General features: G+C 63.6%; 18 protein-coding genes and 1 riboswitch. Of the genes, 10 read left to right on the top strand and 8 right to left on the bottom strand.

Annotation, left to right across the window (positions count from 1 at the left end):
- Positions 1-52: 52 nt before the first annotated feature.
- Both A477_RS0108600 and A477_RS0108595 read left to right on the top strand, forming a co-directional pair.
- Positions 53-898 (top strand): PHP domain-containing protein, encoded by an 846-nt coding sequence (locus tag A477_RS0108600; protein WP_026005467.1) that lies wholly within the window; start codon positions 53-55, stop codon positions 896-898.
- Positions 898-1506 (top strand): MarC family protein, encoded by a 609-nt coding sequence (locus tag A477_RS0108595; RefSeq protein WP_017198603.1) that lies wholly within the window; start codon positions 898-900, stop codon positions 1504-1506. Before A477_RS0108600 ends, A477_RS0108595 begins: the two co-directional genes overlap by 1 nt.
- Here the strand turns inward: A477_RS0108595 and A477_RS0108590 are convergent.
- The 3 genes from A477_RS0108590 to A477_RS0108575 all read right to left on the bottom strand — a co-directional run bounded on the left by A477_RS0108590 (position 1479) and on the right by A477_RS0108575 (position 5864).
- Complete coding sequence (locus A477_RS0108590; protein WP_017198602.1) at positions 1479-2393, bottom strand: DNA-methyltransferase; 915 nt, start codon at positions 2391-2393, stop codon at positions 1479-1481. The two genes, A477_RS0108595 and A477_RS0108590, sit on opposite strands and share 28 nt — an antisense overlap.
- Before the next feature lie 8 nt (positions 2394-2401).
- Positions 2402-4102: a DEAD/DEAH box helicase gene (locus A477_RS0108585; RefSeq protein ID WP_017198601.1), complete on the bottom strand. Its 1701-nt coding sequence runs from the start codon at positions 4100-4102 to the stop codon at positions 2402-2404.
- A 277-nt stretch (positions 4103-4379) separates the two neighbouring features.
- Complete coding sequence (locus A477_RS0108575) at positions 4380-5864, bottom strand: RNB domain-containing ribonuclease (protein WP_017198599.1); 1485 nt, start codon at positions 5862-5864, stop codon at positions 4380-4382.
- A 41-nt stretch (positions 5865-5905) separates the two neighbouring features.
- On the opposite strand from A477_RS0108575, the gene A477_RS0108570 reads away from it, so the two are divergent.
- The gene (locus A477_RS0108570) at positions 5906-6574 is read left to right on the top strand and encodes a ferritin-like fold-containing protein (protein WP_017198598.1); all 669 of its coding nucleotides are present in this window, start codon (positions 5906-5908) and stop codon (positions 6572-6574) included.
- Between the two features lie 30 nt (positions 6575-6604).
- Here the strand turns inward: A477_RS0108570 and thiE are convergent, their stop codons facing one another.
- Positions 6605-7276 carry a thiamine phosphate synthase gene (thiE, locus tag A477_RS0108565; protein ID WP_017198597.1) on the bottom strand — a complete coding sequence of 224 codons (672 nt, stop codon included), beginning with the start codon at positions 7274-7276 and terminating at the stop codon, positions 6605-6607.
- Positions 7277-7303: 27 nt separating this feature from the next.
- Positions 7304-7422: riboswitch (TPP riboswitch) on the top strand.
- Between thiE and thiO the strand changes: the two genes are divergently transcribed.
- The 4 genes from thiO to A477_RS0108545 all read left to right on the top strand — a co-directional run bounded on the left by thiO (position 7415) and on the right by A477_RS0108545 (position 10068).
- On the top strand, positions 7415-8686 hold the full coding sequence (gene thiO, locus A477_RS0108560) for a glycine oxidase ThiO (protein ID WP_017198596.1): 1272 nt from the start codon (positions 7415-7417) through the stop codon (positions 8684-8686). It overlaps the preceding riboswitch by 8 nt.
- A complete protein-coding gene (thiS, locus tag A477_RS0108555) occupies positions 8683-8919 on the top strand; it encodes a sulfur carrier protein ThiS (protein WP_017198595.1) in 237 nt (78 codons plus the stop codon). Before thiO ends, thiS begins: the two co-directional genes overlap by 4 nt.
- A 2-nt stretch (positions 8920-8921) precedes the next feature.
- A complete protein-coding gene (locus A477_RS0108550) occupies positions 8922-9719 on the top strand; it encodes a thiazole synthase (RefSeq protein WP_017198594.1) in 798 nt (265 codons plus the stop codon).
- A 13-nt stretch (positions 9720-9732) separates the two neighbouring features.
- Complete coding sequence (locus tag A477_RS0108545) at positions 9733-10068, top strand: 4a-hydroxytetrahydrobiopterin dehydratase (RefSeq protein WP_026005466.1); 336 nt, start codon at positions 9733-9735, stop codon at positions 10066-10068.
- A 56-nt stretch (positions 10069-10124) separates the two neighbouring features.
- Here the strand turns inward: A477_RS0108545 and A477_RS0108540 are convergent, their stop codons facing one another.
- The 3 genes from A477_RS0108540 to A477_RS0108530 are packed head-to-tail and all read right to left on the bottom strand — an operon-like array spanning position 10125 to position 11475.
- Positions 10125-10427 (bottom strand): hypothetical protein, encoded by a 303-nt coding sequence (locus tag A477_RS0108540; protein ID WP_017198593.1) that lies wholly within the window; start codon positions 10425-10427, stop codon positions 10125-10127.
- A gap of 38 nt (positions 10428-10465) precedes the next feature.
- Entirely contained in the window at positions 10466-10690 is a 225-nt protein-coding gene (locus A477_RS0108535) for a DUF3107 domain-containing protein (protein WP_011775412.1), read from the bottom strand.
- Between the two features lie 50 nt (positions 10691-10740).
- Positions 10741-11475: a TetR/AcrR family transcriptional regulator gene (locus A477_RS0108530; RefSeq protein ID WP_017198592.1), complete on the bottom strand. Its 735-nt coding sequence runs from the start codon at positions 11473-11475 to the stop codon at positions 10741-10743.
- Between the two features lie 6 nt (positions 11476-11481).
- Between A477_RS0108530 and moeB the strand changes: the two genes are divergently transcribed.
- Positions 11482-12684: a molybdopterin-synthase adenylyltransferase MoeB gene (gene moeB, locus A477_RS0108525; RefSeq protein ID WP_017198591.1), complete on the top strand. Its 1203-nt coding sequence runs from the start codon at positions 11482-11484 to the stop codon at positions 12682-12684.
- Between the two features lie 61 nt (positions 12685-12745).
- Here moeB and A477_RS0108520 read toward each other — a convergent pair whose 3' ends face one another.
- Positions 12746-14068: a glutamyl-tRNA reductase gene (locus A477_RS0108520; protein WP_017198590.1), complete on the bottom strand. Its 1323-nt coding sequence runs from the start codon at positions 14066-14068 to the stop codon at positions 12746-12748.
- Between the two features lie 158 nt (positions 14069-14226).
- Between A477_RS0108520 and hemE the strand changes: the two genes are divergently transcribed.
- Together hemE and hemG are read left to right on the top strand one after the other, a co-directional pair.
- Entirely contained in the window at positions 14227-15342 is a 1116-nt protein-coding gene (hemE, locus tag A477_RS0108515; protein WP_026005465.1) for a uroporphyrinogen decarboxylase, read from the top strand.
- Positions 15343-15347: 5 nt separating this feature from the next.
- Positions 15348-16832 carry a protoporphyrinogen oxidase gene (gene hemG / locus A477_RS0108510; protein WP_017198588.1) on the top strand — a complete coding sequence of 495 codons (1485 nt, stop codon included), beginning with the start codon at positions 15348-15350 and terminating at the stop codon, positions 16830-16832.
- The last annotated feature ends 47 nt before the right edge of the window (positions 16833-16879 follow it).

The following is a 16879-nucleotide window of genomic DNA, read 5'->3' as shown; positions in this document are numbered from 1 at the left end:
GAGGCCAACGGCGCAACACTCCAAGGAGGCCGGCATCCCATAGGCTGGGAAAGTGAGGATAGACCTGCATGCGCACTCAAATGTTTCCGACGGAACCGAGACCCCGGCCGGCGTGATCATCTCCGCCGTCTCCGCCGGCCTGGACGCGGTGGCGTTGACTGATCACGATTCGACGGACGGCTGGGAATCTGCCGCCGCGGCTGCCCGGGAACATGGCATTGCCTTCGTTCCCGGAATGGAGATTTCCTGCCGGACCGAGCAGGGAATCAGTGTCCATTTGCTCAGTTACCTCCACGACCCGGCCCATGCGGGCTTGTTGGAGGAAATCACCAAGTCCAAGGATGCCCGACTCACCCGTGCCGAGCACATGGTGACTTTGTTGTCCGAGGATTATCCGTTGACCTGGGATGACGTCATCCACCACGTAGCTCCCGGTGCTACGGTGGGCCGCCCCCACATTGCCGATGCCCTGGTAGCCGCTGGTGTGGTTGCGGATCGCACGGAGGCCTTCACTTCCATCCTCACCTCACATTCGCGGTACTTCGTGCAGCACTATGCGCCCAACCCGGCGGTCGCCGTCGAGCTGGTCCGCGCGGCTGGCGGCGTTCCGGTTTTTGCGCATCCTGTGGCCTCGTCGAGGGGACGCATCGTGGGGGAGCAGACATACCGGGACATGATTGATGCGGGACTGCTTGGACTTGAGGTTGAACACCGCGACAACCCGGAGGAGGGCCGCACGTTCCTGCGGGGTCTGGCCGCCAAACACGGTTTGCTCATGACAGGGTCATCTGACTACCACGGAGCGGGCAAGCCCAACGTGTTGGGCGAGAACACTACCTCGCCCGAGGTCTTGTCACGCATCGAGGAGTTGGCAACAGGCAGCACGGTCGTTCGCTGATGGATCTGCAATTGCTTGCCTCCGTGATCGTCACGCTGTTCGTGATCATGGATCCACCGGGTACCGTCCCGATTTTCATGTCACTGACTGCACAGATGTCGGCCAAAGACCGGAACCGCTCCGCATTCCAGGCTCTTTTGGTGGCCACCGGTGTGATCGTAGTGTTCGCGATCTTCGGGCAGTCCATCCTGAACTACATGCACATCTCGCTGGCGGCCTTGCAGGGGGCCGGGGGGCTGCTCTTGGTGCTCATTGCGCTGCAGCTGCTGACGGGTTCCACCAGTGGCGAAGAGAATGCCGCCAAGTATAAGAACGTGGCGTTCGTGCCACTGGGCACGCCGCTCATGGCCGGCCCCGGCGCGATTGTCGCCGTCATGGTGTTCGTCCAGCAGTCCAGCCAGTTCTCCGAGTACTTGGCGGTTGGCCTAGGCATTGCTGTTGTGCTGGGCTCGCTTTACCTTGCCATGCGCTTCGCGGGCGTCGTGCAGCGGGTGCTCGGTGAAAACGGCGTGGAGCTGGTCACCAGGATCGCCGGCCTGCTGCTGTCGGCCATTGCCGTCCAGATGATCGCGGACGCCGTTCAGGCCTTCGTGAAAGGCGCTGCCTGATCCAGGCTGGTGACCGGTAGGGAGCCGGTCTGGTGGAAATCTGCCTTGCTGCCCAGCCGTTTCCGCATGACCTCGATAGCCTGTTCGTTCTGGTCTACGCACACAAAGTTGCGCCCCAGTTTGGCTGCCACGGCGCCGAGGGTCCCTGAACCCGCGAAGAAATCAAGGCACCAGTCGCCCTCGCGGCTTGATGCAGAGACAATCCTGCGAACCAGGCCTTCAGGTTTTTGGGTGGGGTAACCGGTCTTTTCGCGGCCTGTGGGCGAGACGATGGTGTGCCACCAGACGTCCGTGGGCAGCTTGCCGAGCTCGCGTTTGGCTGGAGTGACCAGGCCAGGCGCCATATACGGTTCCCGGTCCACTTCGGCGTTGTCGAAGTGATACTTGGTGGGGTTCTTGACGTACACCAGAATGTTGTCGTGCTTGGTGGGCCAGCGGTTCTTCGCGCGGGCGCCATAGTCGTAGGCCCAGATGATCTCGTTCAGGAAGCACTCCCTGCCGAAGATCGAGTCCAGCATGACCTTGGCGTAGTGGACTTCCCGGTAATCCAGATGCAGGTACAGGGTGCCGTCGTCTGCCAGCAGTCGCCACGCCTCCACAAGCTTTGGTTCAAGGAAGGACCAATAGTCGCTGAAGGCGTCGTCGTAGCTGTGCAGGGCGCCCTTGATGGTGTCGTAGGAGCGGCCCTTGAACCCGACGCGGTCGCCGTCGCCGTCCGCGTTGCGGACCATACGGGTTTCCTGGCGGCGTTGGACCCTGCCCGTGTTGAAGGGCGGGTCCACGTAAATGAGTGTGAAGGCGCCGTCCGGCAGCGTAGGGAGGAATTCCGCGTTGTCCGCGTGCACCACCAAGTTGCCGCCGTCCGGCGCCCAAACAGAATCAGTCATTGAGGTTTTTAGGCCTCGGTGCTGCCGGACTGGGCAGCTGCGGTCTCACCGGAAACAACTTCGCCGTTGCGACGACGAGTGCGGGTCCGACGCGTACGTGACGGCTTCTCCGCATTGTCCGCAGTGGCGTTGCGGGTCTCCGAAGCGCCGGCAGCGGGGGCTGACTCGCCATCAGAAGTACGACGGCGGCGCGTACGGTTGCGACCACTCTCACCCTTGGAGTCGCTGGACTCGGCGTCACTGGACCTGGCTGAGCGGCCACGGCCGCCGTCGCGCTTGCCGTCACGGCCGCCGTCGCGGCCTGAATTGCCGGAGCGGCCGTTCTTCTTGCCTGTCTCGCCCAGGTCCTCGAGGACCTCGGCGTCGACGCCCGCGAGAACGCGTTTGTTGCGCGGCAGGCGGCCCTTGGTGCCCTCGGGGATGTCAAGATCGGAGTACAGGTGCGGCGAAGAGGAGTACGTCTCAACGGGCTCGGGAACGCTGAGTCCCAGGGCCTTGTTGATCAAGCCCCAGCGAGGCATGTCGTCCCAGTCAACAAAGGTGACTGCAGTGCCCTTGTTTCCTGCGCGGCCTGTGCGGCCTACACGGTGCAGGTAGATCTTTTCGTCTTCCACGCACTGGTAGTTGATGACGTGGGTGACGTCATCGACGTCGATGCCGCGGGCAGCGACGTCGGTGGCCACCAGGACATCGACCTTGTTGTTGCGGAAGGCGCGGAGCGCCTGCTCGCGGGCACCCTGGCCAAGGTCGCCGTGGATGGCTGCAGCTGCGAAGCCGCGGTCAACGAGTTCCTCGGCAACCTTCGCGGCGGTGCGCTTGGTCTTGGTGAAGATGATAGTACGGCCACGTCCGCGCGCCTGCAGGATGCGGGCCACAACCTCGGTCTTGTCCATGCTGTGTGCACGGTAGATGAGCTGGCGGATGTCGCGCTTGGTGAGGCCTTCATCGTTCGGGTCAGCCGCCCGGATGTGGGTAGGCTGCGTCATGTACCGGCGGGCCATGGCGATGACGGGGCCGGGCATCGTTGCCGAGAAGAGGAGCGTCTGCCTGACGGCGGGGGTGCCGGCAATCAGCGTCTCGACGTCAGGGAGGAATCCGAGGTCCAGCATTTCGTCGGCTTCGTCAAGGATGACCATCTTGACGTTCTTGAGGCTCAGGTGCTTCTGCTTGTACAGATCGATCAAGCGGCCAGGTGTGCCGACTACGATTTCGACGCCCTTCTGGAGGGCGTCAACCTGCGGCTCGTACGCACGGCCGCCATAGATGGTGGCGATGCGGGCATTGCGCTTGCGCGACGCAGTCTGGAGATCGTTGGCAACCTGCACGGCGAGCTCACGCGTGGGGACGATCACCAAGGCCTGGGGTGCGCCTGGGACAGCAAGCTTTTCGTAACCGGCGTCGTCGCGGCCGGCTACGCGCTGGAGGGCGGGAATGCCGAAACCCAGTGTCTTTCCGGTACCCGTCTTGGCCTGGCCAATGATGTCGTGGCCGCTGAGGGCGACCGGCAGGGTCATTGCCTGGATGGGAAAGGGGTGCGTGATCCCGGCGTCGGCCAAGGACTCAACGATGTCGGCGCGGACGTTGAAGTCAGCGAACGACTTTTCTTCGATCTCGTGGGGCGTCTCATCCGAGATGATCGTTTCCTCGGGTTCGATTGATTCGGTTCCGGTGGAGTCCGTCAGGACTTCGTGGGTATGCAATTCACTCACAGGGAGTTTCCTTATTCATTTGGGCATTGGCGCTGCATGCTCAACGGCGGCGGCGGAGCCGTACCGGAGCACGAACGGGCGCGCAAGCAAGTCCAGTGGAAGCCGATCGCGGGCTATCTAAGTACTGGCACTGGTGACCAGTTGGTACATCTCAAGATCGCGTAGGGGCGGGCTTGTTGAGTTCAAAAATTAACTGAATCAACGACCGGGCATCCATTACTACAAGCCCAGTCTATCCTCTGGGGGCCGGAAAGCCCGGATCGCCGGATCCAAGGCTTCAAGGCAGCAGCTGGAACCGGATCTCCCGGCTGGCGATATCAGCCTTCAGCAGGCGCACCCGAACCTTGGTTCCTGACTCCATTTCTCCGTCGCACCGGGCCGTGACAGCGGGGTCTGCGATTTGCACGACGCCAAAGGGTCCGTTGCCGTTTCCATTGCCGTTTCCGTTTCCCCTGGCCGCTCCGTTGGCGGGCTTGGACCCGGAAATGACCACAGCTTCGAATTCCTGGCCTATGTGGTTGGCTACGAGCGCTGCTTCCACGGTGTCCAATGCCGCGCGCTCGAGGCGTCCTGCCAACTGATCCGAGGCCGCCATGATTTCGGGCAACGACGGGAGGGCTTCACGCGCCCACGCCGGGATGTCGTGGTCATTGCTGAGGGCTTCGCAGATCACCAGGACAAAACGATCGATGAGGCGCCGCAAGGGAGCAGTGGTGTGCGCATAGGGAGCCCCGATAGCTGCTTGGATCACATTGGCCGGAACATCACCGTCAAAGGGCGTGTAGCCTGCGCCGCGGAACAACATGCCGGCGGAATGCAGGATGGCCAGCTGTTTGGGATCGGATGCATCAAGGGTCCGCAGGTATTGGCCGTAGCTTACTTGTCCATCCCAGGGTTTGCCGAGGGCAGTGGTCTGCCGCTTGAAATGGAGCAGTGACCGATCATCAGGTGCGGGCATGGTGCGCAGGATGCCCACTTTTCCCTCGAGCATCATCTGCGCGGCGGCCATGCCTGTCATGAGGGAGATCTGCGCGTTCCAGTCCTCAACCGGCAGGGAGGGTGCCGCGGCGATTCTGTACCCGCCGCCGTCGGTCGCTTGGACTATTTCCTGTTCCGGCATGTTGAGGCTTGCGCCGCCCCGCTGCCGTTCCAGGTCGACGCGCTTAAGTCCCACTTCTTTGAGGAGTTGAAGAACGGGCGGGGCAGTTCCATCGTCGATCTGCTGTTGTGCGCCCTTGTAGCTCAGCTTGGCCCTGCTGCGCACAGTCGCCCGGGCAACGGTGACGGCCAGAACTTCAGCTTCCGCATCCAGGTCGAAATCCCAGACGAAAGCACTGCAGTCCTGCTTCGCCAACAGGCTTCCCGCGTTCTCACTGATGATCTCCGGGTGCAGGGGGATCCGCCCATCAGGGGCGTAGAACGTCTGCCCGCGTTGACGCGTTTCTGCATCAAGTGCGCCGCCAGGAGCCACGAAGGACGGCACGTCGGCGATGGCATAGAGGACCTTGTATCCGTCACCGGCCCGTTCAATGAACAAAGCCTGGTCCAGGTCGGTGGACGTTGCGGGGTCTATGGTCACAAAAGGGACGTCCCTCAGGTCCTGGGCGGGTAACTCAAGGGCCTCCACCGCTTCCCGTGCCTCTTCCACAGCTTCTGCCGGGTATTCGCCAGGGAGTTCCAGCTCCGTCCTCAAGGCGGCAAGGGCCGCGGCGAGCTGGTCCGACGAGTCGTCGACGTTAGGCGCAATCCGATGATGTGACACGAAAATCAGGTTAGCCCGAAATGGGCCGATAGTCTTGGATCATGGGCACTTCCCCGGACGCCGCAGCCTATGCCGGGCAACTCTCAGCGGAGTTGCTCGGAGCCATGGCGTATGGCGAACTGTCCGCCTTTGGCCGGCTCGCCTTGGATTCCCGCCACGCACCGACGCTGCACGACAGGTCTGTGCTCGCGAAGATCGCAGTGGGGGCCTACGGAAACTACGCCCTCCTCAACGACCGCCTGTCGGAGATGGGCCTGGACCCCGAACATGCCATGCTGCCGTTTCAGCGCTCCTTCGATCACTTCCACGAGCGCACCAAGCCGGGGGACTGGTTCGAATCCGTGATGAAGGCCTATGTCATCGATACTGTGTCATCAGACTTCTATAGGGCTGTCTCGATGTTCCTCGACCCAACAACGCAGCATTTCGTTGAGCGCGTCGCTTCCCCCGATCAGGCAACGGACGTCCTTCGCGTCCTCCTCAGGCGGGCCTTGGCAGACGACCCGCGCCTTGCTTCGCGATTGGCGCTGTGGGGCCGCCGCTTGGTGGGCGAAGCGTTGACGCAGGCGCAGCGCGTGGGTATGGAGCATCCCCTGCTGGGACCAATGTTGAAAAGCGGCGGGGACGCGCGGGCCGCGGTGAAGAAGCTGACGACGGATCTCGCCGATCAGCACGCCCGCCGGATGACTGGCCTCGGCCTGAGCGCCTAACCCGCGGCTCGCGCGGAACCTCCGACTTCCCTAGACGGTATCCAAGGCTTCCAGCAGCGATTTGGCAGCCGCCGTCGGGTCCGTTGCGGCGGTGATGGCACGGACCACCACGATCCGGCTGGCGCCCGCTTTTACAACCTGTTCAACGTTGCTGAGGTCGATGCCACCAATCGCGAACCAAGGGAGGGTCACCCCGTCTCCTGCGCGCTTGGCCGCTTCTGCGGCATATGTGACCAGGTCCAAACCGACCGCTGCGCGGCCGGGTTTGGTGGGAGTTGCCCAGACCGGGCCCACGCAGAAATAATCCAGTCCCAAGGGCCCATGGGAGGTGGCCACAGCTGCATCGATTTGTTCTGTTGCGTGGGTGGAGAGGCCTATGCCGGTGACGTTCGGCAGGAGGGTCCGGGCGGCCGTCAGGGGCAGGTCCTTTTGCCCGATGTGGAACACGGGAGCCCCGGAAATACTGGCAACATCGGCCCGGTCATTAACGGCCCAAAGCCGTCCGTGCCGTTGTGCGACGCTCCGCAGGACGGCCAACATCTCCAGTTCCTCGGCAGCTTCCAGAGTTTTGTCGCGGAGTTGGATGATGTCCACGCCGCCCTCGTAAGCGGCGTCCACAAAGTCCTCAAAATCGCCCTGCTCCTTACGGGCATCTGTGCACAGGTAGAGGCGGGCGGAGGCAAGAGCGTCAGGCTGTGTCATGGGAACCAGAGTAGTTCCTCTAAACTGGGCACGTACTGCGGGAGCCGCGACATTCGTCATATGACCGTCCGGCTGAGAGGGCTTCAGCGCCGACCGCTTGACCTGATCCGGCTAGTACCGGCGTAGGGAAGGAAACGAATGGCAGATCCCCGCCATACCCGCCTCCAGGCAGACGTTGCCATCATTGGCGGCGGCGTCATCGGCCTCGGCATCGCCCACGAAGTCCGGCGATTGGGCCGTTCAGTGGCCCTGATCGACCCAGCACCCGCTTCCGGTGCGTCTTTCGCAGCGGCCGGCATGCTTGCCCCCGTCAGCGAACTCCATTACCAGGAAGAAGACCTTCTTGACTTAATGCTTGAGTCTTCCCGGCTGTGGCCCTCCTTTGTGGACGGCCTGCAACGAGGCGCAGAGGACAGCGGATACCGCACGACGCCGACCCTCGCGGTGGGTGCCGACGCCGCCGACCGTAGGGCGCTAGCAGACCTAAGGTCGGTCCAGCTTGCGGCTGGCCTGGGAGTCGAACCTCTCGCTCTGCGTGACGCGAGGCAACGGGAGCCGCTCCTCAGCCCCCAGATCTCCTGTGCTTTTGACATTCCGGCCGACCACCAGGTCGATCCGAGGAAACTCGCGGCATGCCTCTTGGCAGGACTGGCAGCCCATTCGCCCCGTGATGGTTCCTGGGTGTCGGGAGCCGATGACGGATTCGCCATTGCTTCCAGGGCGCGCGGTTTGTTGTGGGAAGGCGGCCGTGTCACAGGCGTGGCATTGGAGTCCGGAGTCAGCGTCCTCGCCGGAGAAACCGTGGTGGCCAATGGGCTGGGGGCGTCCCAACTCTCCGGTCTCCCTGATGGCCTCAGGCTTCCCGTCAGGCCGGTCTACGGCGATATCCTCCGGCTTCGCGTCCCCGACCACCTGCGGCCACTGGTCACATCGACGATTCGTGGGATGGTTCGTGGCGTGCCTGTCTACATCGTGCCCCGGGACGACGGAACTGTGGTGATAGGAGCCACGCAACGCGAAGACGGGTTGTCAGCCTCTTCCGATGCAGTCTCGGCGGGTGGCGTGTACCAACTGCTGAGGGACGCCCAAGTATTGGTCCCCGCAGTGGCTGAACTCGAACTTCTTGAAGCAACAGCCCGCGCCCGCCCCGGGACGCCGGACAACGCTCCACTGCTCGGACGGGTCGGTGCTTCCAGTGGCGACATCGGCGGCCTGGTGATCGCCACCGGGTTCTTCCGCCACGGAGTCCTCCTGACTCCCGTGGCCGCCAAGATCGTCGGGGAACTCATTGTTGGTGGCTCAGCCGACCCCCGATGGATCCCCTTCATGCCCCATCGCTTCGCGGGCAACGCACCTGTTGCCCGAACACTCAAACCAGCAGCACGAACCACCACCAAGGAAACAGCATGAACATCAAAGTGAACGGAACCGACCACGCAGTCTCTGACGACGCATCCGTCAGTACCCTCGTCACCGCCGTCACCGGTCGCGCCTTGGACCCTCGCGGACAAGCAGCCGACGGCGGCAAGCTGGGAGTCGCTGTCGCACGCAATTCCGAGGTGGTGCCGCGCAGCCAATGGGCCGTGACGGCACTCGCCGACGGAGACGAACTCGAACTCGTAACTGCAGTCCAGGGAGGCTAATCATGACAACAGCAAATGTTGACGTCCGCACCGACGCGCTGGTGATCGACGGCGTCGAATTTGGTTCCCGCCTCATCATGGGTACCGGAGGCGCGCCGAGCCTCGACGGCCTGGGATCAGCGCTCCTCGCTTCGGGGACCGAGCTCACCACAGTGGCGATGCGCCGCTATTCGCCCGCCGAAACAGGCTCCCTCTTCCAGCTCCTGGTGGACCACAACATCCGCGTGTTGCCCAATACTGCTGGTTGTTTCACGGCCAAGGACGCCGTGATGACTGCTGAACTGGCTCGGGAGGCCCTTGAGACCGATTGGGTGAAGCTGGAAGTCATCGCGGACGAGCACACACTCCTTCCCGACGCCGTGGAACTGGTGGATGCAACGGAACAACTCGTACATCGCGGCTTCAAGGTATTCGCCTACACCAATGACGATCCCGTCTTGGCGCTGAGGCTCGAGAACCTTGGCGCCACAGCCGTCATGCCCTTGGGATCGCCCATCGGGACCGGCCTTGGCATCCTGAATCCGCACAACATTGAGCTCATAGTGTCCAGGGCCTCCGTGCCCGTGGTCCTCGATGCGGGGATCGGCACGGCCTCCGATGCTGCCCTCGCCATGGAACTGGGGTGCGACGCCGTCCTGCTTGCCACCGCCGTCACACGGGCGCAAAACCCGGTGCAGATGGGCGAGGCCTTCAAACACGCGGTGATCGCCGGTAGGCTGGCCAAGCAGGCGGGCCGGATTCCGCGGCGGGAGCACGCGCTCGCATCCTCGGCGATGGAGGGCCGGGCAGAGTTCCTCTGATGAAGGAGCAGTCATGGCAGGCACGGAAGACCAATTGACTGAAGCAGCCATCAACGATGCCCTCGGGGATCTTCCGGACTGGAAGTACCAGGGTGGCCTGGTGACTGTCTACAAAACCTCGACGGCGGCGGACGCGCTTGCGCTCATCGCCGCGGTTGGAGGGATCGCTGAGGATCAAAATCATCATCCGGACCTGGAATGGCGCTACAACAGGGTTTTCCTCCGCTACGTATCCCACGATGCGGGCGGCCAAGTGACCAAACGTGACGTTGCCGCTGCCTCCGCTGTGAGCGAAGCGGCCGCAAGGATAGGTGCAGCCGCGCAGCCTGAGCGGTATCCGGCGTCGTAAAGTCGCTTAAGCAGTTGTGACCGCCACCTCCAAGTGACGGTCACAATTACTAACGCCTAAAGCCGCAGGGCCTTGGTGAGCGCCGCAGTATCGTGCTTCGTTCGGGTCCGGCCCAGGAAGAGCACCACGGCAACCGCCGCGGCAGTCCCGAGCACAATTGGCAGGACCCACGGAATCCATGTCGCCCCCGGCTGGTAGCCCAATCCGGCGCTGATGAATGCGATCCAGCTCAGGGTACCGACAGCTGCTGAGACGCCGGCCGGCAGCGCGATCCCGTACTTGCCGTGCCGCTTGTCGTTGGCCCACACGATGAATCCGGTGGCAATGGTGGCCAGGACCACCACGACGAGAGAAAGCATGAAAACTCCTTAGCGGACGACGAGACGTGAAGAAAGGGCTAGAGGGCGCCGAAGCCTACGCGGCGAACTTCCTCGGCGCCGATCTCCACGTAACCCAGGACGTTGCCCGGAACGATGATCTGGCGGCCCTTTTCGTCCGTGAGGCGGAGTTCGGAGCCCTTGGTCACGGCCTCGGCCACGATCTTGGCAACCGCGTCGGCATCCAAAGCGGATTCGAGCACGATCTCACGGCCAACGTTCTGAATGCCGATCTTTACTTCCACAGCAAGGCCTCCAAGCCAATCAAGGGTTAAGTCAGTCCTCTATTTGTAGCCTAGGACTCTTTGGGGAAGCGACTGATTCCGCGCCAAGCTAAACGATAGATCAGATCGCTGGCCACATCGAGGTCCAGGTTTCCATCCGTTTCAAGCCAATAACGGGCGCTGACCTGCGCCATTCCGGCCAAACCACGCCCGAGGAGCTGTGCTTCAAGCGGGGGCAGCTTGGTGTCCTCGGCAATCACGTGGGCCACGGCGTCCGCGAACGTTTTGTTGAAAGTCTCCAAACGCGAGCTGACGTCGGGGTCGTTAATGAGGTCCGACTCGAATACCAGGCGGTGGGCTTGGTCGTCGTCGGCGATGAACCTGTAGTAGGCGCGCATGACGGCCTTGACGCGTTCCTTGTTGTCCGTGGTGGAGTTCAAGGCGTCGAGCATCAGCTGCGTCAAGGTTGCCAAGTGGCTGTCCAGGAGGGCCATATACAGCTCACGCTTGGACGGGAAGTGCTGGTAAAGCACTGGTTTGCTCACATGTGCGGCTTCTGCGATTTCGTCCATGGCCGCACCGTGGAAACCGTTGGAGACAAAAACTTCCAATGCCGCGTTCAACAGCTGTGCGCGGCGCTCGTCCCGCGGCAACCTTGGTGAACGCGTTGTACCCGCCCGTTCCAGCTTGGCCGGTGCTCCATCGTTTGCCCGTGTGCCGTCAGCCACAGTCTGCCGCCTTTCCTTTGCAGTTATGACTACTCTACCGGGGGGTAATATGACCGGGCGGCATCTGCAGGCATACATTGGGGTATGGCCTCAATTGTTGCTGCCCACACTGCTGCGCCCGCTGTCCTGCCGCCCCTGGTCGAACCTGCCGCCCAACTCACTCCCGCCGAGGTGGAGCGGTACTCCCGGCACCTCATCATTCCTGAAATTGGCGCACTGGGCCAACGCAGGCTTAAGAATGCCAAAGTCCTCGTCATCGGCGCCGGAGGCCTCGGGTCCCCGGCACTGCTGTACCTGGCCGCCGCTGGCGTGGGCACCCTTGGCATCGTGGACGACGACGTGGTGGACCTCAGCAATCTGCAGCGACAGGTCATCCATGGTGTGAAGGACGTGGGTACGCCCAAGATCGAATCCGCACGCAATGCCATTGCCGAGCTCAATCCCTTGGTCAACGTGGTCCTGCATGACATGCGGCTGGACTCTTCCAACGCGCTGGAGCTGTTTGCGCAATATGACCTCATCCTGGACGGCGCCGACAACTTCGCCACGCGATACTTGGTGAACGACGCCGCTGCCATCCTCGGTAAGCCCTATGTCTGGGGCTCCATCTTCCGTTTTGACGGCCAAGTGAGCGTCTTCTGGGCCGAACACGGGCCTACATACAGGGATCTCTACCCTGAAGCGCCTCCCGCGGGGTCTGTGCCGTCCTGTGGCGAGGGCGGGGTGTTCGGCATGCTGTGCGCAGCGGTTGGATCGCTCATGGTGACCGAGGCCGTGAAGCTGATCACCGGCGTCGGGCGTTCATTGCTGGGCCGTGTGGCGCTCTTTGATGCTCTTGGCGGCAGCTGGCGCGAGATCAAGGTCTCCAAGGATCCGGAAGCCGAACCCATCACTGAACTGACCGACTACGAAGCCTTCTGCGGCGTGACGCCACCGGCGGCCACGGATCAGGCGCACACTGTTACCGCCAAGGACCTCGCCGGGATGCTTGCCGAACGGGAGCTGGGGGAGCGGGACTTCGAACTCGTGGATGTCCGTGAGTCCGGCGAGCACAGCATCGTGAGCATCGATGGCTCGCGCCTCATTCCACAGGGCCGCATTCTCTCCGGCGAGGCGTGGGTAGAGCTGCCGCAGGACAGGGACATAGTGTTCCACTGCAAGGCCGGGACGCGCTCGGCCGCAGTCCTGGAAGCGGCGCAGAAAGCGGGCTATACCCGCGTCAGCCATCTCGACGGCGGTATCCTCGCCTGGGTGCGGGATGTGGAGCCGCAGAAGCCCGTCTACTAGACGGTAGGGTGGGCGCCCACCTAACCGCGCCGCAGCTGACCAGCGGGCGGCGACTTGGCGGCTAGGCGCTTTCGGAGCGGAGTTGCTCGTGGTCCACCGGACACTCGGCGGACGGGGCTACGGCCTGGGGCTGTTCCACCTGGATGCCGTAGAGGGCTTCGAGCGCGGCAACGTAGTCGTCCTGCTGGCCGTTTGCTGCCAGTTCACGCGCCCGGACGGTGGGGATGTGCAGCAGCTGCTTGACCATCCGGCGCAGGGCGAACTCCACCTCTTCCGCAGCGGCAGTACAACCGTGACGGGCGCGGACTTTTTCCATTTCCGCGTCAAGGACGTTCATGGTGTGGCGGCGGAGCGCCACGATGGCGGTGTCCACCGAGCGGGCTTCGCGTTCGGACTCGAACGACGTGGCAGCGCCGTTGACGATTGCGCTGGCCTGCGAGAGTGACTCCGCTTGTTCCTGCGGAGCAGCGAGCCGAACGGATTCGAGCGTCAGGAGCTCAACGCCGTCGAGTTCGCCCACTGCGGGATCAAAATCATGGGTGAGAGCGAGGTCGATCGCAATCAAAGGCTTGCCCGAATTTGCCCGGACACGGGCAAGGTCTTCCGCCTCCACCCGGTTGTCGGAGCCGCTGCAGCCGATCATGACGTCAGCTGCGGCAACAGCAGCGGGAAGAGTGTCGGCATCGAGTGCTGTCCCACCGCGGGTCGCGACGAAGCCTTCAGCACGGCCGGACGAAGAATAAACGGAAACATCCGTGCAGCCGCGCTCACGGAGAAGCGACATGGTAGCGCCGGCGTAGGCCCCGGTTCCGAAGACGACCACTTTCTTGGTGGACCAATCGTCGTTCTCGGCGAGGTCGGTGGCCAGGTCCAATGCGACAGAGACGATCGAAAGCCCACGGGAGCCGAGGGCAGTTTGCGCACCAACATCCTTGGCGGTCTTGGATGCTGCCTGGAAGAGACGCACGAGGCCGGAGCTGGCGGTGCCTTCCTGCTGGGCAGTGATCAGCGCCCGGCGAACCTGGCCTGCAATTTCACGCTCACCCACTACGGCTGAATCCAGTCCGGCGCTCACAGCGAAGAGGTGCCGGGTGACATCCGGGCCAGTGTGCGTGGCAAAGGAGCGGGAGACGAGTTGCTCATTGAGGCCGCTGAGCTCGCTGATCTGTGAAACGAGGGCGGAACGGGCTGCCTCAAGGTCTGCGCCGTTGGCAGTTTCGCCGTAAACCTCGTAGCGGTTGCACGTGGCCAGGACCACGGCTCCGGAGACCACGGAGGAGTCTGTCAGGGCTGCCGAGGCAAGCTCAGAGGAACCGTTGCTCAACTGAGCGACAGTTTCGAGGTCGATGTCGGCGTGTGTAGCCACCAATGAGAAAAGAACCACAGCACCCCAATCATAGCTTTTTCGTAGCCCGGTAGAACAATGTGGCGCCGTGGTGATCCACACGCAGGCGAGTGATCCCGGCCACAACGGCCCGGGCGGGGCGCGACGTGACAGCTTGTCGTTATCTTTTGCCCCGGATTTTCGGCACAATCGAAGGCATGACTTCTAGCGCGGCAGCATCCAACAGTACGGCCTCCAACGCCCCGGCGGGAACCCTCGACGCCAACCACCCGCTGAAAGACGGTCGGACCTCGGACTCACCGCTGATCACGGCATACCGCGGCGGCACGCCCTCCCGCCGGCCGGTATGGTTCATGCGCCAGGCCGGCCGTTCCCTTCCGGAGTACCTCAAGGTACGCGAGGGCGTGGCCATGCTGGACTCCTGCCTCCGCCCGGAACTCGCCGCCGAGATTACCCTCCAACCTGTTCGCCGCCACGATGTGGACGCCGCCATTTTCTTCTCCGACATCGTCATTCCGCTGAAGCTGGCGGGCGTCGGTGTGGACATCGTCCCCGGTGTGGGACCTGTCCTGGAAAAGCCGGTCCGGACAGCTGCTGACGTTGCCGCGCTGCCCACGTTGACGTGGGAAGCGCTGGAGCCCATCCGGGAAGCCGTTCGCCTGACGGTTGCCGAACTGGGAAGGACGCCCCTTATCGGCTTTGCCGGCGCACCATTCACCCTCGCTGCTTACATGGTTGAAGGGAAGCCTTCGCGTGACCACCTCGGCCCGCGGACCATGATGCACGCGGATCCCGAGACCTGGGCCGCGCTGGCCAACTGGGCTGCCGATACCTCCGGTATGTTCCTCCAGGCCCAACTTGAGGCGGGCGCCTCGGCAGCGCAGCTCTTCGACTCGTGGGCAGGATCGCTGGGCCTGACTGACTACACCAAATACGTGGCGCCGGCATCCACCCGCGCGCTTGACCACGTACGCGGACTCGGGGCGCCGCTGATCCACTTCGGCACCGGCACCTCCGAACTGCTGGTTGCCATGCGCGACGTTGGAGTGGACGTCGTGGGCGTGGATTACCGGCTGCCCTTGGACGAGGCCAACCGTCGGCTCGGTGGCACCGTGCCGCTGCAGGGCAACATCGACCCCGCTCTTCTGTCTGCCCCGTGGGAGGTCCTTGAAGCCCACGTCCGCGAAGTCATCGCCGCCGGTTCCCACGCCCCGGGCCACGTACTGAACCTCGGTCACGGCGTTCCCCCCGAAACGGACCCCACAGTCCTGACGAGCGTCGTGGAGCTCATTCACTCCATCCCCGCGGAGTAGGGACAATGCGCGGGGGACACGCGACGTCCAAGGCAACAGCTCCAGGACCAACCGCCGTCGTAGTGGGCGGTGGCATCTCGGGCCTGATCGCCGCACGGGAACTGGCCGCGTCCGGTTCTGCGGTTACTGTCCTTGAATCAAGCCTGGCCTGGGGTGGCTGCGTGGGCAGCCATGTTGTTGCGGGGCTGCGCTTGGACAGCGGGGCGGAATCGTTCGCTACCCGGTCCACAGCTGTAGCCGACCTCGCGCGTGAGCTTGGACTGGCGGACCGGATCGTGGCTCCGCACCCGGGTGGCGCTTGGGTGCAACTGCCGGACGGCCCGCAGGAGCTCCCCAAAACTGGAGTGCTTGGAATCCCGGCGAACCCGTGGGACCCGGAGGTGCGGCGTTCTTTGGGCCTCGCCGGAGCCATCAGGGCCTCCATGGACCGCTGGCTTCCGGCCTCCGTCGGAACGTCCGCAGACGTCACCAGCGTTTCCTCCTTGGTTCGTGCCCGCATGGGCAAAAAAGTTCTTGACCGGCTTGTTTCACCCGTAGTGGGTGGCGTTCACTCGGCCGACCCAGCCCTCTTGGATGTTGACATGGTGGCCCCCGGGCTGCGCGCAGGCATCCGCGCCCAGGGCTCATTGGCTGCCGCTGTTGCGGCTCAACGCAAAACCGCCAAGGTTTCCCCGGCCGGTTCCGGCGGGGCGTCCGGAGGTTCGTCCGGACAGGCTAAGGCGGGTTCCGCGGTCGCGGGCTTGAAAGGTGGAATGAACACCCTGGTGGACGCGCTCGTGGCGGACCTGGGGGAACGTGGAGTCAGGTTGCTCTCCGGCCAGCACGCCGACGACGTCGTGAAGACGCGGGAGGGCTGGCGGGTCACTGCCGGGAATACCACGTACGACGCCGGCCGTCTGGTGGTCGCGCTTGACGGCCCGGCCGCCGTTGGGCTGCTGGAGAAGTCCTTGCCTGGGCTGTCCAGCCTCCGCCCGGCTCCCGGACCGTTGGTGAGTCTCGTGACGATGGTGGTGGACTTGCCCCAACTCGATGGCAGGCCGCGGGGGACGGGGATCCTGGTGGCACCTGAAACCCCGGGGATCAAGGCCAAGGCGCTGACGCATGCGACGGCCAAATGGGACTGGCTGGCTGACGAAGCCGGTCCCGGCACGCACGTTGTGCGTCTTTCCTACGGTCGGCGCGAAGAAGCCGGCGGGGGCGGGGATGTTGTCCTCGATGATGAATCACTGCTGGCCGCAGCTTTGGAAGATGCTTCCGCGCTGCTGACCGTTCCCATATCCCAGGCGGACATCGTTGACTGGGATGTGGTGCGGTGGGCGGGCGCCTTGCCGTTCGCCGCCGTCGGTCATAAACAGCGCGTGGCGCAAGTCCGCCAGCTGTGCGCCACGGCGGACGGCCTTACCGTGGTGGGCGGCTGGTTGGCCGGAAACGGCCTTGCCGCAGTAGTGGCTGATACGCGGTCGCAACTCGCCGCCGTACGGGCCGACTGACTGCCTGGTTTGTGATTTACATCACTTCTACGGCTTGTAGAAGTGAT

The organism is Arthrobacter sp. M2012083 (assembly GCF_000281065.1).
Lineage (GTDB): Bacteria > Actinomycetota > Actinomycetes > Actinomycetales > Micrococcaceae > Arthrobacter.
The sequence above is the reverse complement of the archived record's forward strand: the minus strand, read 5'-3'. Positions and strand labels throughout refer to the sequence as shown.